General features: G+C 60.1%; 20 protein-coding genes. 12 read left to right on the forward strand and 8 right to left on the reverse strand.

What is annotated here, in order from left to right; translation table 11 throughout:
* Nucleotides 1-111: 111 nt before the first annotated feature.
* The 5 genes from bioD to bioB form a co-directional block, all read right to left on the reverse strand.
* Nucleotides 112-792: a dethiobiotin synthase gene (bioD, locus tag AC1D19_RS07725; RefSeq protein ID WP_007982063.1), complete on the reverse strand. Its 681-nt coding sequence runs from the start codon at nt 790-792 to the stop codon at nt 112-114.
* Nucleotides 789-1,601: a malonyl-ACP O-methyltransferase BioC gene (gene bioC / locus AC1D19_RS07730; protein ID WP_477762861.1), complete on the reverse strand. Its 813-nt coding sequence runs from the start codon at nt 1,599-1,601 to the stop codon at nt 789-791. Before bioC ends, bioD begins: the two co-directional genes overlap by 4 nt.
* On the reverse strand, nt 1,594-2,325 hold the full coding sequence (locus AC1D19_RS07735; RefSeq protein ID WP_477762862.1) for an alpha/beta fold hydrolase: 732 nt from the start codon (nt 2,323-2,325) through the stop codon (nt 1,594-1,596). The genes bioC and AC1D19_RS07735 overlap by 8 nt, the downstream gene beginning before the upstream one ends.
* Nucleotides 2,318-3,496, reverse strand: coding sequence for an 8-amino-7-oxononanoate synthase (gene bioF / locus AC1D19_RS07740; protein ID WP_477762863.1), 1,179 nt, complete (start codon nt 3,494-3,496; stop codon nt 2,318-2,320). The genes AC1D19_RS07735 and bioF overlap by 8 nt, the downstream gene beginning before the upstream one ends.
* 175 nt (nt 3,497-3,671) lie before the next feature.
* Entirely contained in the window at nt 3,672-4,727 is a 1,056-nt protein-coding gene (gene bioB, locus AC1D19_RS07745; RefSeq protein ID WP_007981424.1) for a biotin synthase BioB, read from the reverse strand.
* Nucleotides 4,728-4,820: 93 nt separating this feature from the next.
* Between bioB and AC1D19_RS07750 the strand changes: the two genes are divergently transcribed.
* The 5 genes from AC1D19_RS07750 to rarD all read left to right on the forward strand — a co-directional run bounded on the left by AC1D19_RS07750 (nt 4,821) and on the right by rarD (nt 10,645).
* Entirely contained in the window at nt 4,821-5,561 is a 741-nt protein-coding gene (locus AC1D19_RS07750) for a double zinc ribbon domain-containing protein (protein WP_477762864.1), read from the forward strand.
* Between the two features lie 63 nt (nt 5,562-5,624).
* Nucleotides 5,625-6,389: a TOBE domain-containing protein gene (locus tag AC1D19_RS07755; protein WP_477762865.1), complete on the forward strand. Its 765-nt coding sequence runs from the start codon at nt 5,625-5,627 to the stop codon at nt 6,387-6,389.
* Between the two features lie 67 nt (nt 6,390-6,456).
* On the forward strand, nt 6,457-8,358 hold the full coding sequence (locus AC1D19_RS07760) for a PhoX family protein (protein WP_477762866.1): 1,902 nt from the start codon (nt 6,457-6,459) through the stop codon (nt 8,356-8,358).
* 194 nt (nt 8,359-8,552) lie between these two features.
* Nucleotides 8,553-9,527 (forward strand): serine/threonine protein kinase, encoded by a 975-nt coding sequence (locus tag AC1D19_RS07765; protein WP_095944920.1) that lies wholly within the window; start codon nt 8,553-8,555, stop codon nt 9,525-9,527.
* Between the two features lie 230 nt (nt 9,528-9,757).
* Nucleotides 9,758-10,645 carry an EamA family transporter RarD gene (gene rarD / locus AC1D19_RS07770; protein ID WP_477753024.1) on the forward strand — a complete coding sequence of 296 codons (888 nt, stop codon included), beginning with the start codon at nt 9,758-9,760 and terminating at the stop codon, nt 10,643-10,645.
* A 215-nt stretch (nt 10,646-10,860) separates the two neighbouring features.
* On the opposite strand, the gene AC1D19_RS07775 is transcribed toward rarD, so the two are convergent.
* Nucleotides 10,861-11,379 (reverse strand): glycine cleavage system transcriptional repressor, encoded by a 519-nt coding sequence (locus AC1D19_RS07775; protein ID WP_223460390.1) that lies wholly within the window; start codon nt 11,377-11,379, stop codon nt 10,861-10,863.
* 546 nt (nt 11,380-11,925) lie between these two features.
* Here AC1D19_RS07775 and AC1D19_RS07780 point away from each other — a divergent pair.
* Nucleotides 11,926-14,115, forward strand: coding sequence for a malate synthase G (locus AC1D19_RS07780; RefSeq protein WP_477762867.1), 2,190 nt, complete (start codon nt 11,926-11,928; stop codon nt 14,113-14,115).
* Between the two features lie 74 nt (nt 14,116-14,189).
* Here AC1D19_RS07780 and AC1D19_RS07785 read toward each other — a convergent pair whose 3' ends face one another.
* Nucleotides 14,190-15,101 (reverse strand): EamA family transporter, encoded by a 912-nt coding sequence (locus AC1D19_RS07785; protein ID WP_477762868.1) that lies wholly within the window; start codon nt 15,099-15,101, stop codon nt 14,190-14,192.
* A gap of 360 nt (nt 15,102-15,461) precedes the next feature.
* Nucleotides 15,462-15,920, reverse strand: a complete 459-nt coding sequence (locus AC1D19_RS07790; protein ID WP_477753027.1) for a response regulator — start codon at nt 15,918-15,920, stop codon at nt 15,462-15,464.
* A 253-nt stretch (nt 15,921-16,173) separates the two neighbouring features.
* On the opposite strand from AC1D19_RS07790, the gene AC1D19_RS07795 reads away from it, so the two are divergent.
* From AC1D19_RS07795 to AC1D19_RS07820, 6 genes are all read left to right on the forward strand, one after another.
* On the forward strand, nt 16,174-18,114 hold the full coding sequence (locus AC1D19_RS07795) for a putative nucleotidyltransferase substrate binding domain-containing protein (protein WP_477762869.1): 1,941 nt from the start codon (nt 16,174-16,176) through the stop codon (nt 18,112-18,114).
* Nucleotides 18,111-18,818 (forward strand): 3'-5' exonuclease, encoded by a 708-nt coding sequence (locus tag AC1D19_RS07800; RefSeq protein ID WP_477753029.1) that lies wholly within the window; start codon nt 18,111-18,113, stop codon nt 18,816-18,818. The genes AC1D19_RS07795 and AC1D19_RS07800 overlap by 4 nt, the downstream gene beginning before the upstream one ends.
* Before the next feature lie 225 nt (nt 18,819-19,043).
* Nucleotides 19,044-19,562: an RNA polymerase sigma factor gene (locus tag AC1D19_RS07805; protein ID WP_477753030.1), complete on the forward strand. Its 519-nt coding sequence runs from the start codon at nt 19,044-19,046 to the stop codon at nt 19,560-19,562.
* Complete coding sequence (locus AC1D19_RS07810; RefSeq protein WP_477762870.1) at nt 19,559-20,533, forward strand: FecR domain-containing protein; 975 nt, start codon at nt 19,559-19,561, stop codon at nt 20,531-20,533. Before AC1D19_RS07805 ends, AC1D19_RS07810 begins: the two co-directional genes overlap by 4 nt.
* A gap of 240 nt (nt 20,534-20,773) precedes the next feature.
* Nucleotides 20,774-23,218, forward strand: a complete 2,445-nt coding sequence (locus AC1D19_RS07815) for a TonB-dependent siderophore receptor (RefSeq protein WP_477762871.1) — start codon at nt 20,774-20,776, stop codon at nt 23,216-23,218.
* A 72-nt stretch (nt 23,219-23,290) separates the two neighbouring features.
* The gene (locus tag AC1D19_RS07820; protein ID WP_477759792.1) at nt 23,291-24,421 is read left to right on the forward strand and encodes a PepSY-associated TM helix domain-containing protein; all 1,131 of its coding nucleotides are present in this window, start codon (nt 23,291-23,293) and stop codon (nt 24,419-24,421) included.
* Nucleotides 24,422-24,619 lie beyond the last annotated feature (198 nt).

The following is a 24,619-nucleotide window of genomic DNA, read 5'->3' on the forward strand; positions in this document are numbered from 1 at the left end:
CCTGTCAAAGGATCAACAGCGGCCATTGAAGCAGAGTGGCCGGCAAAACACCCGACAAAAACACTAATGGCACAGTGCCTTATCATAGGCAAAAGCCGCATTGCAAAAACGTCAGTCCAACAGGTCCAGTTGCAAGTGCTCGGCCACTGCTTCGGCCGTGACGGCTTTGAGTTTAGGTACACGTCCCAGGCACGGTGCCGGGAGGCGCTCGGCAAGGGTGGCCAGGTTTTCTTCCAGCCGCGAGGTTTTCGGGTCGATGATGTTGGCCACCCATCCCGCCAGTTGCAAACCGTCCCGGGCAATCGCTTCGGCGGTCAGCAAGGCATGGCTGATACACCCCAGTCGCACGCCGACCACCAGAATCACCGGCAACTGCAACGCGATGGCGAGATCCGACAGATTGTCCTGATCCGCCAACGGCACGCGCCAGCCGCCGGCGCCTTCGATCAGGGTGAAGTCCGCCTGCATGCCCAGAATCTGCCGCATCGGCGCCAGCAACGACTGCACCGTCAGCGCCACGCCCGCCTCTCGAGCCGCCAGATGCGGTGCAATCGCAGGTTCAAAGGCCACCGGGTTGACCTGTGCATACGTCAGCGGCAGCGAACACTCCGCCAGCAAGGCCAGCGCATCGGCGTTGCGCAGGCCCTTGGGTGTCACATCGCAACCGGACGCGACCGGTTTGCCCGCCGCCGTGCTCAAACCTGCCGAACGCGCCGCATGCAGCAGCCCCGCAGCGACCGTGGTTTTACCGACATCGGTATCCGTGCCGGCGATGAAATAGGCTGCGCTCATAAGGGTTTCTCCAATACGGCGTACACCACTTGATAAGTCGCCGGCAGTCCCCGGGCCTGACGAAACTGCTCATAAGCCTCAATCAGACCCAAAATCCGCGCCCGGCCGGTCAAGCCACCCGGTCGACCGGGATTGAGGTTGTGCGCGCCCAGCGCCTTGAGCTCATGGGTCAAGCTGCGCACATCCGGGTAATGCAGCACGTGCGGTTCGTTTTGCAGACTGACGACATGTAACCCACTGGCTGAACACAGCTGTTGATACACACCAAACTCCCGGAAGCGATTGACGTGCACCATACCGTCGACCTGCCGCCAGCTGTCGCGCAATTCAAACAATGTCCCTGCACACAGACTAGCAAACGCGAAAATGCCACCCGGTTTCAGCACCCGAAAGGCTTCACCGAGCACCGAGGCGAAGTCCGCGCACCACTGCACCGCCAGGCTGGAGAAGATCAGGTCGCAGGTCGAATCCTGCAGTGGCAATCGCTCGGCATCGCCGGCCACGAAGTGCGTGGCACCGCCCAATGGCCGGGCGTGGTCGAGCATGCCTTCGGCAATGTCCAGCGCCACACCGTGACTTCCCGCAAATTGCTCATCCAGCGCACGACTGAAATGCCCGGTGCCACAGCCCAGATCCAGCCAACGCTGCGGTACGAAGCCCTGCGGCAGGCGCCTGAGCAATTGGCTACCGACATCACGCTGCAACTCGGCCACGCTGTCGTAGCTTGTCGCCGCACGGGAGAAAGAGGCTGCTACCTGGCGCTTGTCAGGCAAGCCGCCGGGCAGTTTGGGAAGAGATAAATCAGTCATCGCCGGACTCATGCAAAAAGGCCTGGATCGCCCCCGCTACCCCGTGGGGATCCTCCAGAAGAAACGCGTGACCGGCCTGTTCAATCAGACCGACTTCGACATCCGGCAGCAATGCCAACAACTCGCCCGCCGCTTCCACCGGCACCAACCCGTCGAGGCCGGCGAACAAATGCAGTTGCGGACCGCGGAACGATTGCAAAGCCTGTCGTGTATCCAGTTGCGCGAGCACTTGAAGACCACTGAGCAGCACCGGCGCGACGGTGTTCGGTGCGCCACCAAGCAACAACCGCGACAATCCGCGCGGGTCTTCGGCGCCTTGGGCGCAGAGCAATGAAAAGCGTCTCAATGTCGCACGAGGATCGGCTGCACATCCCGCCAGAAACGCATCGAAGGTTTCCCCGGACATGGCGCTTGACCATTGTTCATGAGCGACAAAAGAAACATTGCTGGCCAGGGTGAATACACCACAACAGCGATCGCCACGCCGGGCCGCCAACTCGCAGGCGAGCATGCCGCCCAACGACCAACCGCCAAGCCAGACGTCTTGCGGCAAGGTCGAATCAAGCTCATCGAGCCACTCTTCAAGATCGCTCGACTCCAGCTCCGGCAATGGCTCGATCTCGACGCGCAGATGTTCATCCAGACCGCGCAAGGCCGCCGCCAAAGGCTCCAGCGGTGAAACGCCAAGGCCCCAGCCGGGCAGCAGAATCAGACGATCACGCATGGCTTGGCTCCGGCTTCAGTTGTTGAAAACAATCGGCCAGTCCGTTTAACAATAGCTGTACCTGGGCCTCACTGTGGGCAGCCGTCAGCGTGACCCGCAGTCGGGCGCTGCCGGCGGGTACGGTCGGCGGGCGAATTGCGGTCACCATCAACCCGCGTTCGCGCAGCATTTGCGAAAGGCGCACCGCGCGCCCGGCGTCGCCGATCATGATCGGCTGGATCGGCGTGAAGCTGTCCATGAGTTCCAGGCCAATCTGTTCGGCGCCGTCGCGGAACTGGCGGATCAGCGCCTGCAAATGCTCGCGGCGCCAGTGTTCACTGCGCAGCAGTTCCAGGCTTTTCAACGTGGCGCAAGCCAGCGCAGGTGGCTGGCTGGTGGTGTAGATGTAGGGCCGGGCGAACTGGATCAGACTTTCGATCAGCTCTTCGCTGCCAGCCACAAAGGCACCCGCCGTACCGAACGCTTTGCCGAGGGTGCCGACCAGCACCGGAACGTCATCCTGGCTCAAACCGAAATGTTCGACGATTCCGCCACCGTTGGCGCCCAGCGGTCCAAAACCATGGGCATCGTCGACCATCAACCAGGCGCCTTTGGCTTTGGCCTCTCGGGCAAGCGCTGGCAAGTCGGCGATATCGCCGTCCATGCTGAACACGCCGTCGGTGACCACCAGCGTATTGCCGGTGGCTTTTTCCAGGCGCTTGGCCAGGCTCACCGGGTCGTTGTGCAGATAACGATTGAACCGCGCGCCGGACAGCAGCCCCGCGTCGAGCAGCGACGCATGATTGAGCCGGTCTTCGAGCACCGTATCGCCCTGCCCCACCAGCGCCGTGACCGCGCCGAGGTTGGCCATGTAGCCGGTGGTGAACAGCAACGCGCGAGGGCGACCGGTCAAGTCGGCCAATGCTTCTTCCAGGGCATGGTGCGGGGCGCTATGGCCGATGACCAGATGTGACGCCCCTCCGCCCACACCCCACTTCAAAGCGCCGGCGCGCCAGGCTTCGATCACTTGCGGGTGATTGGCCAGGCCCAGGTAGTCGTTGCTACAGAACGCCAGCAACGGCTGGCCATCGACCACCACTTGCGGCCCCTGCGGGCTTTCGAGCAGCGGACGCTGGCGATAGAGGTTTTCGGCACGACGGGCAGCAAGGCGTGCGGCGAGATCGAAAGACATGCAGGCCTCGGGGTCAATTCACAGGTTGGCGAACACTACGCAGTCCCCTGTGGGAGCGAGCCTGCTCGCGATGCGGACTGACATTCGACATGGATGTCGACAGACATGACGCCATCGCGAGCAGGCTCGCTCCTACAGGGGGTTTTGCATTCCTTCAGAGGAATAAAAGTTGGATTCAAACCGCGGCGTTATAGAACTGCTCGCTGCTCTTCTGCTCCACCAGAGCCTGTTCGATAGCCGCCTGATGCACTTCGTCGGCGTGCTCTTCGCGAGCTTCCGGCAGGATGCCCAGACGCGAGAACAGTTGCATGTCCTTGTCGGCCTGCGGGTTCGCGGTGGTCAGCAGTTTTTCGCCGTAGAAAATCGAGTTTGCACCGGCGAAGAACGCCAGGGCCTGCATCTGTTCGTTCATGGCTTCGCGGCCGGCGGACAGGCGCACGTGGGATTGCGGCATCAGGATGCGCGCGACGGCGAGCATGCGGATGAAGTCGAACGGGTCGACGTCGTCGGCATTTTCCAGCGGCGTGCCAGCGACTTTCACCAGCATGTTGATCGGCACCGACTCCGGGTGCTCCGGCAGGTTGGCCAACTGGATCAGCAGATTGGCGCGGTCGTCCAGCGACTCGCCCATGCCGAGAATGCCGCCGGAGCAGATCTTCATCCCCGAATCACGCACATACGCCAGGGTTTGCAGACGCTCGCTGTAGGTGCGGGTGGTGATGATGCTGCCGTAGAACTCCGGCGACGTATCGAGGTTGTGGTTGTAGTAGTCGAGGCCGGCCTTGGCCAGCGCTTCGGTCTGCTCCTGATCCAGGCGACCGAGGGTCATGCAGGTTTCCAGGCCCAGGGCTTTCACGCCTTCGACCATCTTCAGCACGTACGGCATGTCCTTGGCCGACGGGTGCTTCCACGCCGCGCCCATGCAGAAACGGGTCGAACCGATAGCCTTGGCGCGCGCGGCCTCTTCGAGGACCTTCTGCACTTCCATCAGCTTTTCTTTTTCCAGGCCGGTGTTGTAGTGACCGGACTGCGGACAATATTTGCAATCTTCCGGGCAAGCGCCGGTTTTGATCGACAACAGGGTCGACACCTGGACGCGGTTGGCGTCGAAATGCGCACGGTGCACCGTCTGCGCCTGGAACAACAGGTCGTTGAATGGCTGAACGAAGAGTGCTTTGACTTCGGCCAAAGTCCAGTCATGACGCAGGGTTGCAGTGGTGCTGGCGCTCATGGGCGTTTCCTTTGAATTATGCTTTGGCATGCGGCTGGGTAATGGAATGTCACAGCCGCTTCACAGATGTTTCGGCATATTTAAGGAAGAGCGATGCGCTGTCAACCGCGATACAAAGGCCAGGTTTACATCTGGTCAAAAAACAATCAAACATGTCTTTTGTGCGATGAGACGGCCGACGGCATCTCCCCTGTCTGCACGGCCTGCGAAACCGAGTTGCCCTGGCTCGGTGATCACTGCCAGACCTGCGCCCTGCCGCTCCCGGCGGCGGGACTGACCTGCGGCCATTGCTTGAAGCAGCCACCGGCATTCGAACAAGTGATTGCCCCCTGGACCTACAGCTTCCCGGTAGACGGCCTGATCACCCGCTTCAAACACAACGCGAAGTGGCCGTTTGGCCGCCTGCTCGCCGAACTTCTCGCTCAATACCTGCAACATCGCTTCGATGACGATCTGCAGCGACCCGATGTACTGATCCCGGTGCCGCTGGCCAACCGACGCCTGCGCCAGCGAGGGTTCAATCAGGCGGCGATGCTGGCTCAGTGGCTGGGTACGAGTCTCGATATCCCTTGCGACGAACGACTGCTGCTACGAACCCAGGACACCGATGCCCAACAGGCCTTGAACGCCGAAGCCCGCCGAAAGAACCTGCGTAACGCTTTTGCCCTGGCGTCCGGCGTCGTCGTCAAAGGCCAACACCTGGCCCTGATCGACGACGTCCTTACCACCGGCGCCACGGCCCAGGCCCTGGCTCGCCTGCTGATGGACGCCGGTGCGGCGAGGGTCGACGTCTATTGCCTGGCCCGCACACCAAAACCCGGTGAGACCCCCTGACTTGACTCGCGCGACCCAAGCGGCCAACGTCCTCACCATCGTCACCACCCAAAGCGACTTGTCATGTCCTTGCCTACCTTGTTGTCCCAGCACATTGTCCGCCGTCCGCAGCGCATCGCCCTGCTGCAGCACATCGCCGAACAAGGCTCGATCACCCGCGCGGCAAAAAGCGCAGGCCTGAGCTACAAGGCCGCCTGGGATGCGATCGATGAACTGAACAACCTGGCGCAGAAGCCGCTGGTGGAGCGGATCGTCGGCGGCAAGGGCGGCGGCGGTGCGCGCCTGTCCAACGAAGGCGAGCGCGTATTGCGCCTGTACCAGAAGTTGCAAGCCTTGCAGGCCCAGGTGCTGGAAGCCGCTGAAGACGCGAGCGACCTCGACCTGCTCGGGCGCCTGATGCTGCGCACCAGCGCGCGCAATCAGTTGCACGGCAAGGTGATCGCAATCGAACCTCAGGGACGCAACGACCTGATTCGCCTCGCAGTCGCCAAAGGCTTGATCGTCGACGCGCAAATCACCCACGACAGCACCGAGCGCCTGGAACTGCAAATCGGCACCGAAGTCGTGGCATTGATCAAGGCCGGTTGGCTCGACGTGCTGCAAATAGACTCTGTCGAAACGCCTGGAAACAATTGCCTCAGCGGCATCATCGAAAAAATTCTCGACGCCGACGACGGCCCCAGCGAAGTGCGCATCACCCTGCCCAACGGTCTGACCCTATGCGCCTTGGCCGAACCGAGTCATCTGCAAGCATCGCGGTTGACCTGCGGCAAACCGGTGCGCGTGGAGTTTTCGCCGTCCAGGGTTCTGCTGGGCACACCGCTATAAGCAAAACTGCAACAAAAGGTTCATTACTCACCATTAAGGTGTCTGCAAAATCCGCAGGGAGCCTGAAATGAGCCTATTAGAAGAAAACCAGTCCACCGACCTCGAAACCATGGTCGGCCTCAGTCGTCGCGGCTTCATCAGCGCAGGTGCCCTGTGCGGCGCCGCGATGTTCCTCGGCGGCAACCTGCTGAGCCGCAGTGTGATGGCTGCCAGCGTCAGCGCCGGTAACAGCCAGCTGCTGGGCTTTGACAGCATTGCCGCCGCCGCCACTGACACCATCACCCTGCCGCCGGGCTACAAGTCCTCGGTGCTGATCAGCTGGGGCCAGCCTTTGCACAAGGACGGCCCGGCGTTCGACCCGAGCGGCAACGGCAGCGCCGAACATCAGGAAGCCCAGTTCGGCGACAACAACGACGGCATGAGCCTGTTCGAATTTCCGGGCGAAAAAGACCGGGCGCTGATGGCGATCAACAACGAATACACCAACTACCGCTACCTCTACGCTCACGGCGGCATGCCGCAATCGGCACAAGAAGTGCGCAAGGCGCTGGCCTGCGAAGGTGTGTCAGTGATTGAAGTGCAGCGCAAGAACGGCCAATGGCAGTTCGTCCAGGGTTCGCGCTACAACCGCCGCATTCACGGCAACGCACCCATCACCCTGAGCGGCCCGGCCGCCGGACATGCCCTGCTGAAAACCAGCGCCGATCCGCACGGCAAGAACGTTCTGGGCACGTTCCAGAACTGCGCCAACGGCAAGACACCGTGGGGCACCTATCTGACCTGTGAAGAGAACTTCACCGACTGCTTCGGCAGCAGCAACGCCGAGCAGAAATTCGACCCGGCGCAAAAACGCTACGGTGTGGTGGCCACCAGCAAAGAGATCAACTGGCACCCGCACGACGAACGCTTCGACATGGCGAAGAACCCCAACGAACTCAACCGTCACGGCTGGGTGGTGGAGATCGATCCGTTCGATCCGAAATCGACACCGGTCAAACGCACGGCCCTGGGGCGCTTCAAACACGAAAACGCCGCCCTGGCCGAAACCGGCGACGGTCATGCCGTGGTGTACATGGGCGACGATGAACGCGGCGAGTTCATCTACAAATTTGTCAGCCGCGACAAGATCGACCACAAAAACCCCAAGGCCAACCGCGACATTCTCGATCACGGCACCCTGTACGTGGCGCGTTTCGATGCGGGGGACGGCAACGCCGATCACCCGAAAGGCCAGGGTGAATGGATCGAGCTGACCCACGGTAAAAACGGCATCGACGCCAGCAGCGGTTTTGCCGATCAGGCTCAAGTACTGATCCACGCCCGTCTCGCCGCCAGCGTGGTGAAAGCCACGCGCATGGACCGCCCGGAATGGATCGTGGTCAGCCCCAAGGATGGCCAGGTTTACTGCACGCTGACCAACAACGCCAAACGCGGCGAAGACGGGCAACCGGTGGGCGGGCCGAACCCGCGCGAGAAGAACGTCTACGGCCAGATCCTGCGCTGGCGCACCGAGCGCGACGATCACGGCTCGAAAACTTTTGCCTGGGACCTGTTCGTCGTCGCCGGTAATCCGGGTGTTCACGCCGGCACACCAAAAGGCGGATCGTCGAACATCACGCCGCAGAACATGTTCAACAGCCCGGACGGGCTGGGCTTCGACAGGGCCGGACGCTTGTGGATTCTCACCGACGGCGATTCGAGCAACGCCGGAGACTTTGCCGGCATGGGCAACAACCAGATGCTCTGTGCCGACCCGGTAACCGGCGAGATTCGCCGCTTCATGGTTGGCCCGGTAGGTTGTGAAGTGACGGGGATCAGCTTCTCGCCGGATCAGAAAACCCTGTTTGTCGGGATCCAGCACCCGGGTGAAAACGGTGGTTCGACCTTCCCCGAGCACCTGCCCAATGGCAAGCCGCGGTCTTCGGTGATGGCAATTTCGCGGGAAGATGGCGGGATCGTCGGCGCCTGATCCGGCCTCTTCGCGGGCAAGCCCGCTCCCACAGGGATTCATGTAGTCCTTGTGGGAGCGGGCTTGCTCCGGGCGGCGTTCCGACGAAGGCGTCAGCCCAGACACCACACATCTCAAGCCCAACCACTAAAACCGCGCCGTCTGCGCTACCATGCCTGGCCGGACGCAGCAGCCTGCTGCGCGCAGGAGTCAGCATGGCCCACCCGTTTGAAACCCTCACACCAGACCTCGTGCTCGATGCTGTAGAAAGCATCGGCTTTCTCAGCGACGCGCGCATCCTGGCGCTCAACAGCTACGAAAACCGCGTCTATCAGGTCGGTATCGAAGACGCCGAGCCGCTGATCGCCAAGTTCTACCGGCCGCAACGCTGGAGCAACGAAGCGATTCTGGAAGAGCACCAGTTCACCGCCGAACTCGCCGACTGCGAGGTACCGGTCGTGGCGCCGTTGATCCACAACGGTGAAACCCTGCACGAACACAACGGTTTCCGTTTCACCCTGTTCCCCCGCCGTGGCGGCCGCGCACCGGAGCCGGGCAACCTCGACCAGCTGTATCGCCTGGGCCAGTTGCTCGGCCGCCTGCATGCGGTCGGCTCGACCCGACCATTCGAGCACCGTGAAGCACTGGCGGTGAAAAACTTCGGCCATGACTCGCTGGCCACGTTGCTCGACGGCAACTTCATCCCCCGCAGCCTGCTGCCGGCCTACGAGTCGGTGGCCCGCGATCTGCTCAAGCGTGTGGAAGATGCCTACAGCAACACGCCACACCAGAACATTCGCATGCACGGTGACTGCCACCCCGGCAACATGATGTGCCGCGACGAGATGTTCCATATCGTCGACCTCGACGACTGTCGTATGGGTCCGGCAGTACAGGACATCTGGATGATGCTCGCCGGCGATCGCCAGGATTGCCTGAGCCAGTTGTCGGAACTGATGGATGGCTACAACGAATTCCACGACTTCGACCCGCGTGAACTGGCCTTGATCGAACCGTTGCGCGCCTTGCGCCTGATGCACTACAGCGCCTGGCTCGCCCGCCGCTGGGAAGACCCGGCCTTCCCCCGCAGTTTTCCGTGGTTCGGCACCGAGCGTTATTGGGGTGATCAGGTTTTGGCGTTGCGTGAGCAGTTGGCGGCGCTCAATGAAGAGCCACTAAAGCTTTTCTGACTACACAAATCCCCCTGTAGGAGCGAGCTTGCTCCGGGCGGCGTTCCGACGATAAACGCAAGGGCAATGCGTTTATCCAGACAGCACGCGTTATCGTTGGCGTCCATCGCGAGCAAGCTCGCTCCTACAGATACCGATGTTCACAAATGACCTACCTATTCAGTCAGGACATTCGCAGATAAATCTCCTTACAATCCCCTCTTTGTTAGCTGCCTAAGCAAGGATTCTGCATGCAAGCCGCCAACCCGCGTCGCGGGTACATTCTAGGCCTGAGTGCCTACATCATCTGGGGACTTTTCCCCCTCTATTTCAAAGCCATCGCCAGCGTGCCCGCCGTGGAAATCATCATCCACCGGGTACTGTGGTCGGCGCTGTTCGGCGCCTTGTTGCTGATGGTCTGGAAGCATCCCGGCTGGTGGCGCGAACTGCGGGAGAACCCGCGAAGGATGGCGACCCTGGCCCTGAGCGGTGCACTGATTGCGGCCAACTGGCTGACCTACGTCTGGTCGGTGAACAACGGCCGCATGCTGGAGGCCAGCCTTGGTTACTACATTAACCCGTTGGTGAACGTGTTGCTGGGCATGCTGATCCTCGGCGAACGGCTGCGGCGCATGCAATGGATTGCCGTCGGTCTGGCGGCTGTGGGTGTGGCGCAGCAGGTCTGGCAAGTGGGCAGCCTGCCGTGGGTGTCGCTGGTGCTGGCACTGACCTTCGGTTTCTATGGCCTGATTCGCAAGCAGGCACCGGTCAAGGCGCTGCCGGGGCTGGTGGTGGAAACCTGGATGCTGGTACCGATTGCCCTCGGCTGGTTGCTGCTCAATCCGACGGCCAGCAGCGCCCAGGCCGAATTCTGGACCACCTCCCAGGCCTGGTGGCTGGTGGCCGCCGGCCCGATCACGCTGGTGCCGCTGGTCTGTTTCAACGCGGCTGCCCGGCATTTGCCCTACACGACACTGGGCTTTCTCCAGTATCTGGCACCGACACTGGTGCTGCTGCAAGCGGTCCTGCTGTTTGGCGAACACCTGTCGTCCAGCACCCTGGTAGCGTTCATGTTCATCTGGGCCGGTCTGGCGGTTTACAGCGTCGACGCGTGGATAAGTTTGCGCCGCCGCAGCTGATCAAAAAACACACAAAACCCTACAGGCCACGTCTCCCGTGGCCTGTATCATTCCTTCCCAAGGTTATCCACAGCGTGATCCCCGCCGATTGTGCGCAAGTGGTTGAAACTGCTGGTTTTTTGATCAGATCTTGGAGAACCCCGGCCGGTGTGGTCTGGCGGGGTGTCTCTACAGGTTATCCACAGGCGGGTGCACGTTTAACTTGGATAACCTAATCAGGGTTCACTGCGCAGCACCAATTCGACCATCAGGTCGTCAGCCAGGGTTTCCAGGCGCGATTGCAGTACGTCCAGCGACAGCGTCAGCGGGACGGCAAGAATCGCTTCGGCATGGAACAACGGTTCGCTGCTCATCGGTGCCGGGCGCACTTCGGTGACCAGCCGCTCCAGGTTCACCCCCTGCTCGCTCAACAAGCGTGTGATGTCACGCACGATCCCCGGACGATCATTGCCCACCAGTTCCATGGCGATCGGCTTCCAGGTGCAGGATTGTTCGATGCCACTTTCGGCGATTAACACGCGAATGCCCTGGGTGGACAAGCCCTGTAGGGCATCGACCAATTCGTCGTAGGCCTCGGCCGGCACACCCACTCGAAGAATCCCGGCGAATTGTCCCGCCATGCGCGACATGCGGCTTTCCAGCCAGTTACCGCCGTGTTCGGCGATGCATTGGGCAATGCGCTCGACTTGCCCTGGCTTGTCCGGTGCGAATACGGTGAGTACGAGGTGGTCCATGGCGCAGCCCTCTGGTCATGACTTTTGTTATAGAGAACCAAGTATAGGCAAGGGTTGAACCTGTGCTGACAGGTCCGGCGCCTTCGCGAGCAGGCTCGCTCCCACAAGGGTTGCGCGGGCCATTGTGGGAGCGAGCCTGCTCGCGAATAAAGGCACCGCCGATCTGACTGACCCAACAAATCGTGTACAACTTTAGATATTTAACTGGAACAATCCACTGGTTTTTTGAGAACATCTTGCTCCGCGCCGTGACCGCAATGCGTCATGGGGTCGCAGAACGACGTAATTAGTCTGATTTTCACAACCGCAATTCATCATGTAGTATGCCGCAGCGCGCACTACATAACGTTGGATCGATGTCTGCCTCAGGCACGTTCGCAACCCTGAAAGCCCTGTCAGCAAGGCCCCAAGCCGTTGATTGGTCCCAACCCAGCCGCCTGTCATGGGCATGTACTGGTAGAGGGGTTTGTGGTTTAAATGGCCAAAGGCTTCATTGTTAAATTGAAGAGCTGAAAAGCGAAATAGCTGAGCAGAGTGAGGCAAGCAATGACTGAACACGTTCAAGTCGGTGGCCTGCAGGTCGCCAAAGTCCTGTTCGACTTCGTGAACAACGAAGCCATTCCCGGTACCGGCCTCACCGCCGATAAGTTCTGGGCCGGTGCCGACAAGGTCATCCATGACCTGGCGCCGAAGAACAAAGCCCTACTCGCCAAACGCGATGATTTCCAGGCTCGTATCGATGGCTGGCACCAGGCGCGTCGAGCTCTTGGGACAGCCCAGGTGCACGACCCGAAAGCCTATAAAGCCTTCCTGCAAGAGATCGGTTATCTGCTGCCAGAAGCGGCCGATTTCCAGGCAACGACGCAAAACGTCGACGAAGAAATCGCCCGCATGGCCGGTCCGCAGCTTGTAGTGCCGGTCATGAATGCCCGCTTCGCGCTCAATGCCTCGAACGCCCGCTGGGGCTCGCTGTACGACGCGCTCTACGGCACCGATGCCATCAGCGAAGCCGACGGCGCGGAAAAAGGCAAAGGCTACAACAAGGTGCGCGGTGACAAGGTCATCGCTTTCGCCCGTGCCTTCCTCGACGAAGCGGTGCCTTTGGCGGCCGGCTCCCACGTCGACTCCACCGGCTACAAGATCGTCGACGGCAAACTGGTGATCGCCCTTAAAGGCGGCAGCAACACCGGCCTGCGCAACGATGCGCAACTGATCGGCTTCCAGGGTGATGCTTCGGCACCGACCGCGATCCTGCTGAAAAACAACGGCCTGCATTTCGAAATCCAGGTCGACGCCAGCGCCCCGGTCGGCCAGACCGACGCGGCCGGCGTCAAAGACATCCTGATGGAAGCCGCACTGACCACCATCATGGATTGCGAAGACTCGGTTGCCGCCGTCGACGCTGATGACAAAGTGGTGATCTACCGCAACTGGCTCGGCCTGATGAAGGGCGATCTGTCGGAAGACGTCGCCAAGGGCGGTCAGACCTTTACCCGCACCATGAACGCCGACCGCACCTACACCGCTGTCGACGGCAGTGATCTGAGCCTGCACGGCCGCTCGCTGTTGTTCGTGCGTAACGTTGGTCACCTGATGACCATCGACGCAATCCTCGACAAAGACGGTAACGAAGTGCCGGAAGGCATTCTCGATGGCCTGGTGACTTGCCTGGCATCGATGCACAACCTGAACGGCAACACCTCGCGCAAAAACACCCGCACCGGCTCGATCTACATCGTGAAGCCGAAGATGCACGGCCCTGAAGAAGCAGCGTTCACCAACGAGCTGTTCGGTCGCATCGAAGACGTGCTGGGCCTGCCACGCAACACCCTCAAAGTCGGGATCATGGACGAGGAGCGTCGTACCACGATCAACCTCAAGGCCTGCATCAAGGCGGCGAGCGAGCGCGTGGTGTTCATCAACACCGGTTTCCTCGACCGCACGGGCGACGAAATCCACACCTCCATGGAAGCCGGCCCGATGGTGCGCAAGGCGGACATGAAGGCGGAAAAATGGATCGGCGCCTACGAGAACTCCAACGTCGATATCGGTCTGAGCACCGGCCTGCAAGGTCGCGCGCAGATCGGTAAAGGCATGTGGGCCATGCCTGACCTGATGGCGGCGATGCTCGAGCAGAAAATCGCTCACCCGATGGCCGGTGCCAACACCGCCTGGGTACCATCACCGACCGCTGCTGCCCTGCACGCGCTGCACTACCACAAGGTTGACGTGTTCGCCCGTCAGGCCGAACTGGCCAAGCGTGCCCATGCTTCGGTGGACGACATCCTGACCATCCCGCTGACGGTGAACCCGCAGTGGACCGCCGAACAGATCAAGAACGAACTGGACAACAACAGCCAGGGCATTCTCGGTTATGTGGTGCGCTGGATCGACCAGGGCGTCGGCTGTTCGAAAGTGCCGGACATCAACGACGTCGGCCTGATGGAAGACCGTGCAACGCTGCGTATTTCCAGCCAGCACATCGCTAACTGGCTGCGCCATGGCATCGTCACCAAAGACCAGGTCATGGAAAGTCTCAAGCGCATGGCGCCAGTGGTTGACCGCCAGAACGCCGGCGACGCGCTGTACCGTCCGCTGGCCCCGAACTTCGACAGCAACATTGCCTTCCAGGCAGCCGTCGAACTGGTGATTGAAGGCACCAGGCAGCCGAACGGCTACACCGAGCCGGTCCTGCACCGTCGTCGTCGCGAGTTCAAGGCGAAGAACGGGTTGTAAACCAGCTCACTCCACAGCAATCCCCCGATTGAAAAACCGGGGGATTTTTGTTTCTGCGTCCTGCAAATGCAGAACTATCTCCTGAAACGCAACGCGTTTGCAGCGATGTGGCGGCCTATTCTCGATGCATTCATGAACAAGGCAATTCCAAGGACCGTGATGATGAGAGCAAACAGTTTTTCACCACCAATGGGTTCGTCGAGTACATACCACGAGGTCAAGATACCCGATATCGGAACAATCACTGACAAGGGTGCAACCTGGCTCGCCGGATACTTCTCAATCATTCGGTTCCACACCCAATACCCGAATACCGTCGCCACATAGGCCTGGAACAGGACCGATGCCAGCACTGGAGCAGTTATGTCCGTTAGCAACGACTGGAAAGGGGCTGCTCCCTTGACCCAGTAAGTCATCAGATATAGAGGAGGTGTTGCATACAGACTCGACCAAACGACAAAGGAAAATATATCAACCACTTTGCTTCTCTTGACCAGCACATTGCAAAGACTCCAGAACAATGCGCCGAGCAGTACCAGAAAAAGTCCAAAGCTTTCGGCATCACCGTGCGTTACATGAATAATGAACATCAGCCCCACCAACGCCATGAGAATGCCGGCCACTTGTATTGCCGTCATTTTCTCGCCAAACAGCAGCACTCCCCAGATGACCGTAAAAAAAGCACTGAATTGCAAGAGCAAAGATGTCACGCCGGCACTGACACCAAGAAACATGCCGTAGTTCATCAGCCAGCACATTCCGATACCAAACAACAAACCGTAGACGATAGTTACAAAAGTACTGACACCTTTCGGTTTCGGGATGAAGAACACCAGTGGCAATGCACAGAAAGTAAAGCGCATTGCTGTCAATATGAATGGATCGATGCCATCGAGACTGATATCAATTACCGTAAAATTGCTGCCCCACATGATTGTGACACCGACAATAAGTACAAGATCGCGAAATTCCATTTTCTTTATCATATCGTCCTCAATGCGATACACAGCCACACAACCCAGGAAAAGTAATGACCTTTGTCGGTATTTTATCCGCAGGAACTAGCCGCAGACTGAATACACGACAACTATCGGCATACTCAAGCCACTAAAAAGCGGAGTGCCAAACTGGTAACCTGGATAGTGCTACGACAGATTTCATTAAACCAAGTACAACATCAAATAGATGTCCACATTGGCTTTCAAGAACCGAACGATAGCTGAATAATCGAAAGAAGAAACAAGCTATGTGTGAGTAGCTTTTTCGCAGACCAATTAGATAAATTTAATTACAAGCCAAGCTCACAAAAACAACTCAAGCCTGTAATTAACAATTACAGGCTTGAGTTATTTAATGCCCAATTCGCGTTTTACCAGTGTCCGCAGATGACTGGCATCAATCGGCTTGAGCAGAAAGTCCACCACGCTCAAATGCATTGCGGCGATCGCATCCTTCACGTCGGCGTCACCCGAGACAATGATGATCGGCAATGCCGCCCTTACCGATTCGCGTACATGGCGGATCAGATCCAGCCCGTCAACGTGGCCCATTCGCAGGTCGGTGATCATTAAACCAATCGAGAGCTTTTTGATTTCTGCCTTGGTCAGCAGGATCTTGAGTGCCGCTTCGCCACTGGACGCCATTACACAGTGAATGCTGTCTATCGCCAGAATCTCTGACAGCAGCTCCCGGGCGTCTTCATCGTCATCGACGATCAGCACCCGTTGCTGCGGCAGGTCAGGTTCCAGCATGACGGCGCTCAGCGCTTCGCGCTCGGCGTCACTCAAAATGTCGTGGTCGGACATGGCTTTCCCTATATGTTCAATACAATTCCCTGACACAGCGGTGTGACATCGCTCAGCGAACCATCAATGTGCACCCCGTCGGATATTTTTCCAATAGCAGAATAGAGAGGTTTTTCTCACAGTTGCGTAAGGTTTTTCCGACATTCCATCACCCTGATCGCCTACCTAGACTTACGTCCAATGGGCACCCCGGCCACAGGGGTCGACCATGTCCGGGTCATCCGACTAAAACAATTCAAAAAAGACTGCGGTAATGGTTATGAGTAAAGCGGACGCCTTCACACAGGCAGGGAAAACCGCGGTGTTGCAGAACATCCAGGGCACGTTGCAATTCCTTCAGCGCTTCCCGCCCTTCAACCAGATGGAACACGCTCATCTGGCGTATCTGGTCGAGCAATGTCAGCTGCGTTTTTACGCCCCCGGCGAGAGCATCATCAAACCCGCCGACGGCCCGGTCGAGCACTTCTATATCGTCAAGCAAGGCCGGGTCGTGGGCGAGCGTCCGCACACGGCCAAGGGTGGCACCGAAACGGTTTTCGAGATCACCACTGGCGAATGTTTCCCTCTCGCGGCGTTGCTGGGTGAACGGGCGACCCGCACCGAGCACCTGGCCGGCGAGGACACCTTCTGCCTGCAACTGAACAAACCGGCATTCATCCGCCTGTTTTCGCTATCGGACACCTTCCGCAACTTCGCCCTGCGCTGCGTCAGCAGCCTGCTGGATCAGGTCAACCAGCAAGTGCAGCAAAAAGCCGTGGAAACCCTCGGCACCCAATATTCACTCAATACCCGACTGGGCGAATTGGCCATGCGCCACCCGGTGACATGCGCCCCACAGACGCCATTGCGCGAAGCCGTGACGTTGATGCACGAACAACAGGTCGGCAGCATCGTGGTGGTTGATGAACTCAAGGCGCCACTGGGGATTTTCACCCTGCGCGACCTGCGTCAAACCGTGGCCAACGGCAGCAGTGATTTCAACGAAGCCATCGAAGGGCACATGACCCGGGCACCGTTTTTCCTGTCGCCGGATCACAGTGCATTCGATGCGGCGATTGCCATGACCGAGCGGCACATCGCCCATGTCTGTCTGGTCAAGGACCGACGCTTGTGCGGCGTGGTTTCCGAGCGCGATCTGTTTTCCCTGCAGCGGGTCGACCTGGTGCACCTGGCGCGCACTATCCGCAATGCCCACAAGGTGGAAAACCTGGTGGCGCTACGGGGCGAAATCGGTCAACTGGTCGAGCGCATGCTGGCCCACGGCGCGTCTTCGACGCAGATCACCCACATCATCACCTTGCTCAACGACCACACCGTGTGCCGGGTGATCGAACTGACCCTCGCCGAAAAAGGCGACCCCGGTGTGCCATTCAGCTGGCTGTGTTTCGGCAGTGAAGGCCGTCGCGAGCAGACCCTGCACACCGATCAGGACAACGGCATTCTGTTCGAAGCCAGGGATGCGGCCCATGCCGCCGAGATTCGCGGCAAGTTGTTGCCCATCGCCCAGCAGATCAACCAGAGCCTGGCGCTGTGCGGCTTCACCTTGTGCAAGGGCAATATCATGGCCGGTAACCCCGAGCTGTGCCTGTCCCGGGCCGAATGGGCGCGGCGCTTTGCAGTGTTTATCCGCGAGGCCACCCCGGAGAACCTGCTGGGTTCGAGCATCTATTTCGATTTGCGCGTGGTCTGGGGCAGCGAGCAAGGCTGTGAGCAGTTGCGTCGGGGCATTCTCGATCAGGTCGGCGACAACCGTTTGTTCCAGCTCATGATGGCCGAGAATGCGCTGCGTAATCGCCCGCCTGTTGGGCGTTTCCGCGAATTCGTGCTGGCGCGCAAAAATGGCGAGAAGGCCACCTTGGACCTGAAGATTCAGGGCTTGGCACCGTTCGTCGACGGCGCCCGGTTGCTGGCCCTCGCCCACGGTATCGAAGCGAACAACACGCTGGAGCGTTTTCGCCAGCTGGTCGCCAAAGAGGTCATCGAACCCCTGGACGGCGCCGCGTACGAAGAGGCCTATCACTTCATCCAGCAAACCCGCATGCAGCAACATCAACTACAGACCCGGGAGAATTTTCCTTACTCAAATCGGGTCGATCCCGACAGTCTCAATCATCTGGACCGGCGCATCCTGCGTGAGTCCCTGCGCCAGGCACAACGCCTGCAAAGCAGCCTGACCTTGCGGTATCAGTTATGAGCCTGTTTTCATGGCTGCGCCCGGCGAGTCCCACCCTCCCAGCTCATCTGCAACATCGGCTGGACCAATTACCGACGGCTGCCGACCTGTCTGAGTGCAGCCTGCGCGAGCAACGCTGGGTGGTGCTCGATCTGGAAACCACCGGCTTGAACCTGAACAAGGACCAGGTGTTGTCCATCGGCGCGGTGGTGATCGAGGACGGGGCCATCGATTTTCGCCAGCAGTTCGAACGCACCCTGCAATATCCGCAAGTGAAACTCGGCCCCAGTGTGCTGATCCACGGTATTGGCCCCAGCGCCATTGCGGCAGGCAGCGACCCGGCAGAAGCACTGCTCGACCTGATGGAGTACATCGGGGACAGTCCGGTGCTGGCCTTCCACGCGCCGTTTGACCAACACATGCTCGGCCGTGCGCTGAAAGATCATCTGGGCTTGAAGTTGCAGCATCCGTTTCTGGACGTGGCGGACATTGCGCCGCTGCTATGCCCCCAGGCGCACATTCGCGAGGCCGGGCTGGACGACTGGATCGACTGGTTCAAGCTCGAAGTCTTCGAGCGCCACCACGCCAGCGCCGACGCCCTGGCCACCGCTGAGCTGGCGCTGATTCTGTTCAGCCGCGCGCGGCAGCAGCAGATTCATAGCCCGTTGAATCTGCAACAGCGCTTGAGTCAGTGGAAACGTCGGCAGCAGGCGCCTTCCTTCTGACCTATACGCAATCCCTGTAGGAGCGAGCCTGCTCGCGAAAATCGTCAACGGTGACACGTTTTTCTGGCAAGACCGAGGTGTCAGATGATTTTTCGCGAGCAAGCTCGCTCCTACAGGGGCTGTCACCAAATTCCCACCCGACCAACGCCAATTGCTTACCTCCCTCGCTTCTGACACAATCGCGAACAATTCTCGTTAGTTAATATTTCCCAATCGGTGTGCGGCGTGTCGTCAGTCCCAAGCCCTCAAAGTGAGCTCGTCGGTGCGTTATATCGCGACCATCGCGGTTGGCTTTTGGCCTGGCTTCGACGCAACGTCGCCTGCCCGCAGCGGGCCGAGGACCTGAGCCAGGACACGTTCGTGCGCTTGCTGGGCCGCGAGGAACTGAAGGTCCCGGGCGAACCCCGGGCATTCCTGGTGGCGATCGCCAAGGGCCTGCTGTTCGATTATTTCCGCCGCGCCGCGCTGGAACAGGCTTACCTCACCGAGTTGATGCTGGTTCCCGAAGCCGAACAACCGTCGGCGCAAGAACAGCAAATGATCCTCGAAGACCTGAAAAACATCGACCGATTGCTCGGCAAGCTTTCCAGCAAGGCCCGGGCAGCGTTCCTCTACAACCGTCTCGACGGCCTCGGCCACGCAGAAATCGCCGAGCGCCTGGGGGTGTCGGTGCCGCGGGTGCGCCAGTACCTGGCCCAAGGCATTCGCCAGTGTTACATCGCGCTATATGGTGAGCCGACGTGAATCCGCTCAGTTCCAAACCGGTATCGGCCAACGTGCTGGACGCGGCGATTGCCTGGCAGTTGTCCATGGATTGTGCCAACCCGGTAGAACGCGAAGAGTTCGCCAAGTGGCACGCGGCCCACGAAGAGCACGCCCGCGCCTGGCGCCAGTTGGGCATGCTCGACCAGCGTTTCGGCGTGGCCAGCGGCCCGGCCCGCACTGCCTTGCTGCAATCACGCGAAGGCATTCGCCGGCGAGTGCGCAAGCTTGGCAACAGTGTCGCCAGTATCGTTGCAGTGATCGGCCTGGCCCTGTTCGCCGGGGATCGTTACCTGCCGATCGACTATTGGCTGGCCGACCAGCGCACCGCCGTTGGCGAGCAGCGCACCCTGCGTCTGGCTGACGGCACGCTGATCAATCTCAATACCCACAGCGCACTGGATCTGCGTTTCGATGAAAAGCAGCGGCGCATCGTGCTTCAGGAGGGCGAAATCCTGGTGGAAACCGGCCATGGCGATCCGCGGCCGTTCATCGTCGAAACCCGTGAAGGCAGCATGCGCGCGCTGGGTACGCGGTTTCTGGTCAAGCGCGAAGAACAAGGCACGCGCCTGAGTGTGTTGCAGTCGGCGGTGGCGGTTCACCCTGAGTCCAACCCGGCCGAACAGATTCTGCACGAAGGCCAGCAGGTACTGATCCGCAACAACGGTCTGGGTCCGGTGCTGGCCGTCAACCTCGGCGCGGATGCCTGGACCCGCGGCATGCTGGTGGTGGACAACACGCGACTGGAAGATCTGGTGCATGAAATCGGTCGCTATCGAACCGGTTACGTCGGCGTCGCGCCGGAAGTGGCCGACCTGCGCATCACCGGCAGCTTCCCGCTGCGCGACACCGACCTGGCGCTCAATGCCCTGCTGCCGACCCTGCCGGTGCAGATCGAACAGCACACGCAATGGTGGGTGAAGGTCGTGGCCAAGGCTGATCCCAAGCCCTGAGCGAGCATAGGCACCCTCGTCTGTAGGAGCTGGCTTGTCGGGTCGCCGCATCGCAGCGAATGTCGTCAACGATAACGCGTATCTACTGGATCGCCGCGGTGCCTTTGAGTGCATCGCTGGCAAGCCAGCTCCTACAAAAGCGAATACTGAATCGAAATTATTTTCATCCAGCCCTATCACTTTTTGATTTTCGTTCGGCACACAGGCAATTGAGAAATATTTCCATTCAGGAGCCGCTGTATGCCTCGTTCGCTAGACTCCCTGTTGCGCCGCAGTTTGCTGGCGGTCGCCATTGCCCTTTGCACCCCTTTGGCCGGCAGCCAACTGGTCGCCGCTGAACAGGTGTCCAGCGTCCGCACCTACAACCTGCCAACCGCACCGTTGGCCAGCACCCTGAACCAGATCGCCAGCCAGGCCGGGTTGGCCCTGTCGTTGACCCCATCCCTGGCGGCGGGCAAGACCTCGGCGCCGGTCAAAGGCCAGTTCGACGCAGCCGGCGCGTTGCGCGAAGCCCTGCGTGGCACTGGCCTGCAACTGGAGCTGAGCAGTGCGGGCACCTACAGCCTGGTGGCCGTGCCCGAGGGCGTGATGGACCTGCCGGCAACCAGCGTGATCGGTGTGCAAGACACTGAAAGCGCCTGGGGCCCGGCACAGGGCTACCTGGCCAAGCGCACCGCCGCCGGCACCAAGACCGACACCGCGCTGGTCGAAGCACCGCGTTCGATTTCGGTCGTCACTCGTGAGCAGATGGACGACCGCAACGTGCACACCCTCGATGATGCCGTGCGCTACTTGCCGGGCATCACCGCCAGCAGCTTCGGCAGCGACACCCGCTCCGACTGGTTGCGCGTGCGTGGTTTCGAACCGACTCAATTCCTCGACGGCCTGCCACTGCCAAAAGGTGTGTACGCCAACCCGAAACAGGAAACCTGGAACCTCGACCGCCTGGCGCTGCTGCGTGGCCCGGCCTCGTCCGTATACGGCCAGACCCCGCCGGGCGGCCTGCTGGACATGGTCAGCCGTCGCCCAAGCGCTGAAGCCAGCAGCGAGATCCAGTTGCAGTACGGCAGCGACAACCATCGCCAGATCAACTTCGCCAGCACCGGCAAGATCGACGACGAAGGCCAGCTCCTGTACAGCCTCAGCGGCGTGCTGCGCGACGGCGGCACGCCTATCGACCACATCGATGACAAGCGCTACAACATTGCGCCGAGCCTGACCTGGAACATCGACGAAGACACCAGGTTCACCCTGCTCACGCAGTTCACCCGTGACGATACCGGTATCACCAGTCAGTTCTATCCGATCCAGGGCACCAAGATCGACATGCCATTCGGCGAGATCTCCCACCACAAGAACCTGGGTGATCCGAACTACGACTTCTACGACCGCACCTACTACGCACTGGGTTATGCCTTCGAACATCGCCTGAACGATGTCTGGCAGTTCCGGCAGAACCTGCGCCACACCAGGTCGGAGCTGTCGTTCCAGGCCGTGACCGTCAACAGCTACAACCCTGACTTTGCCAACCTCGGCTTTGTCGTCGACGATCAAGGCAACACCGGACGTGGCACCACCAACGTCGACGAAGACATCGCCCAATTCGCCGTGGACAACAACTTCCAGGGCGACTTCGTCACCGGCGACGTCAGTCACACCTTGCTGATCGGTCTGGACCACCAGCGCAACACTACCAACTACCTCTCGATCTTCGGCACCGCGCCGGGCATCAACGTCAACGACCCGGTCTATGGCTTGCCAATCACCCGTCCGCCACGCTCCACGGCGTTCTACGACTACGAGCAGAAGACCCAGCAGACCGGCCTGTACATCCAGGACCAGATGGCCCTCGACCAATGGCGCCTGACCCTCGGCGGCCGTGAAGACTGGGTCCACACCGGTACCAAATTCTTCAACAAGGGCAATGTCACCAACACCGAGCGCGACAAGAACTTCAGCGGCAATGCGGCAATCAGCTACGTGTTCGACTCGGGCTTCGTGCCATACCTGTCCTACGCCGAGTCGTTCCAGCCGACCAGCAATGCCGTCGCCTCACCGACCGAGTCGTTCATGCCGACCGAAGGCAAGCAATGGGAACTGGGGATCAAGTACCAGCCACCGGGCAGCAACACCCTGCTGACCGCTGCTGTGTATGACCTGACCCAGAAAAACGTTTCCGTCACCAACAACGTGGGCAACGTGACGGTCACCAGCCAGACCGGCGAAGTGAAAGTCAAAGGCCTGGAGCTGGAAGCCGTTTCCGACGTGACCGAAAACCTCAAGGTCACGGCTGCTTACACCCTGGCCAAATCCGAAGTGCAAGAGGGCATTTACAAGGGCAACCGCCTGCAACTGATGCCTAACCAGCAAGCATCGGTGTGGGGCGACTACACCTGGCACAACGGCGTGCTGGATGGCTTCGGCATCGGCGCTGGCGCGCGCTATACCGGCAATACCTATGGCGATCAGGCCAACACCTGGCTGGGCAAAGCCGGTGCTTACACGGTGTTCGACGCGGTGGTTCACTACGACCTCGGTCGCCTGGACAACAGCCTCAAAGGCGCTTCGCTGGCCGTTAACGCAACCAACCTGTTCGACAAGGACTACATCTCGACTTGCGACAGCTTCTACTGCTACTACGGCGACCAGCGCAGTGTCGTCGCCAGTGCAACCTACAAGTGGTAACGCGTTGAGCTGACACGCCCAATGATCAGGCCGTCCTTCGTGGACGGCTTTGGTTTTTCTGAAGGCCAAGAAATGAAAAGTAAAACAATTCGCCGCTGGTCCGCTGTTCATACCTGGACCAGCCTGATTTGTACGGTGTTCCTCTTGCTGCTGGCACTGACCGGCCTGCCGTTGATCTTTCACCACGAGATTGACCACTTGTTGGGCGATGCGCCTGAAGTGAAGGAAATGCCGGCGGACACTCCGCACCTGAATTTGCAGCAGTTGGTGCAGGCCGCCGAGCAACATCGCCCCTACGAAGTCCTGCAGTATTTTGGCTTCGAAGATGATGAGCCCAACACCGTGCTGACCATCATGGCCGCGACCGCGGGCACCGAGCCGAACTCGTCCCACACCTTCATGCTCGACGCCCGTACCGGCGAAGCGCTGGAGACGCCATCGGCCAACGGCGGCTTCATGCTGACCATGCTGCGCCTGCACGTGGACATGTTCGCCGGTTTGCCGGGCAAATTGCTGCTGGCGTTCATGGGGATTCTGTTCGTGGTGGCGATCGTTTCCGGCACGGTGTTGTATTTGCCGTTCATGCGCCGCTTGAAATTCGCCACCGTGCGCCAGGACAAATCCACGCGCCTGCGCTGGCTCGACCTGCATAACCTGATCGGCGTGGTGACGTTGACCTGGGCCCTGGTGGTCGGCGTGACGGGCGTGATCAGTGCCTGCGCCGACCTGATCATTGCCGCCTGGCGCAACGACAGCCTGAGCGCGATGGTCGCGCCGTACCGCGATGCGCCACCGCTGACGCAACGGGCGCCGGCCACCCATCTGCTCGACATCGCCAGGGACGTTGCGCCGGGCATGCAGCCGGACTTCATCGCCTTTCCCGGCACGCGATTCTCCAGCGAGCACCATTACGCGGTGTTCATGAAAGGCAGCACGCACCTGACCTCGCACCTGCTGACGCCGGTACTGATCGACGCCAGCACCCTGCAAGTCACTGCCGTGGCCGAACGACCGTGGTACATGGACGCCATGGGCATGTCGCAGCCACTGCACTTCGGCGACTACGGAGGCATGCCGATGAAGATCCTCTGGGCGACCCTGGATGTGCTGACCATCATCGTGCTCGGCAGCGGTGTTTATCTGTGGGTGGTGCGGCGCAAGGCTGTAAAACCCGTGGCGGAAAAAGCGGAGAGCGTGGCATGAAGCCCCGGCAGTCGAACTTCTGGAAAGTGTTTGCCATTCCGACCGTCATCGCAGTGCTCAGCGCGGCAGGGTTGTTTGCCGCGCTGCTCGGGGATGGTGTTTGGGATTCGTTGAGCTGGTTGGGTTTGGGCATCCCCGCAGCACTTGCCCTGCGCGGCCTCCTGCAACGCCGCTCCTACAAGGGTGTTTGCCATCTTG

This window comes from Pseudomonas sp. P1_C12 (assembly GCF_056406435.1).

What these genes read in the sequence shown, in the direction of transcription:
- bioD (WP_007982063.1), bottom strand. Translation starts at nt 792, where the DNA reads ATGAGCGCAGCCTATTTCATCGCCGGCACGGATACCGATGTCGGTAAA.
- bioC (WP_477762861.1), bottom strand. Translation starts at nt 1,601, where the DNA reads ATGACTGATTTATCTCTTCCCAAACTGCCCGGCGGCTTGCCTGACAAG.
- AC1D19_RS07735 (WP_477762862.1), bottom strand. Translation starts at nt 2,325, where the DNA reads ATGCGTGATCGTCTGATTCTGCTGCCCGGCTGGGGCCTTGGCGTTTCA.
- bioF (WP_477762863.1), bottom strand. Translation starts at nt 3,496, where the DNA reads ATGTCTTTCGATCTCGCCGCACGCCTTGCTGCCCGTCGTGCCGAAAAC.
- bioB (WP_007981424.1), bottom strand. Translation starts at nt 4,727, where the DNA reads ATGAGCGCCAGCACCACTGCAACCCTGCGTCATGACTGGACTTTGGCC.
- AC1D19_RS07750 (WP_477762864.1), top strand. Translation starts at nt 4,821, where the DNA reads ATGCGCTGTCAACCGCGATACAAAGGCCAGGTTTACATCTGGTCAAAA.
- AC1D19_RS07755 (WP_477762865.1), top strand. Translation starts at nt 5,625, where the DNA reads ATGTCCTTGCCTACCTTGTTGTCCCAGCACATTGTCCGCCGTCCGCAG.
- AC1D19_RS07760 (WP_477762866.1), top strand. Translation starts at nt 6,457, where the DNA reads ATGAGCCTATTAGAAGAAAACCAGTCCACCGACCTCGAAACCATGGTC.
- AC1D19_RS07765 (WP_095944920.1), top strand. Translation starts at nt 8,553, where the DNA reads ATGGCCCACCCGTTTGAAACCCTCACACCAGACCTCGTGCTCGATGCT.
- rarD (WP_477753024.1), top strand. Translation starts at nt 9,758, where the DNA reads ATGCAAGCCGCCAACCCGCGTCGCGGGTACATTCTAGGCCTGAGTGCC.
- AC1D19_RS07775 (WP_223460390.1), bottom strand. Translation starts at nt 11,379, where the DNA reads ATGGACCACCTCGTACTCACCGTATTCGCACCGGACAAGCCAGGGCAA.
- AC1D19_RS07780 (WP_477762867.1), top strand. Translation starts at nt 11,926, where the DNA reads ATGACTGAACACGTTCAAGTCGGTGGCCTGCAGGTCGCCAAAGTCCTG.
- AC1D19_RS07785 (WP_477762868.1), bottom strand. Translation starts at nt 15,101, where the DNA reads ATGATAAAGAAAATGGAATTTCGCGATCTTGTACTTATTGTCGGTGTC.
- AC1D19_RS07790 (WP_477753027.1), bottom strand. Translation starts at nt 15,920, where the DNA reads ATGTCCGACCACGACATTTTGAGTGACGCCGAGCGCGAAGCGCTGAGC.
- AC1D19_RS07795 (WP_477762869.1), top strand. Translation starts at nt 16,174, where the DNA reads ATGGTTATGAGTAAAGCGGACGCCTTCACACAGGCAGGGAAAACCGCG.
- AC1D19_RS07800 (WP_477753029.1), top strand. Translation starts at nt 18,111, where the DNA reads ATGAGCCTGTTTTCATGGCTGCGCCCGGCGAGTCCCACCCTCCCAGCT.
- AC1D19_RS07815 (WP_477762871.1), top strand. Translation starts at nt 20,774, where the DNA reads ATGCCTCGTTCGCTAGACTCCCTGTTGCGCCGCAGTTTGCTGGCGGTC.
- AC1D19_RS07820 (WP_477759792.1), top strand. Translation starts at nt 23,291, where the DNA reads ATGAAAAGTAAAACAATTCGCCGCTGGTCCGCTGTTCATACCTGGACC.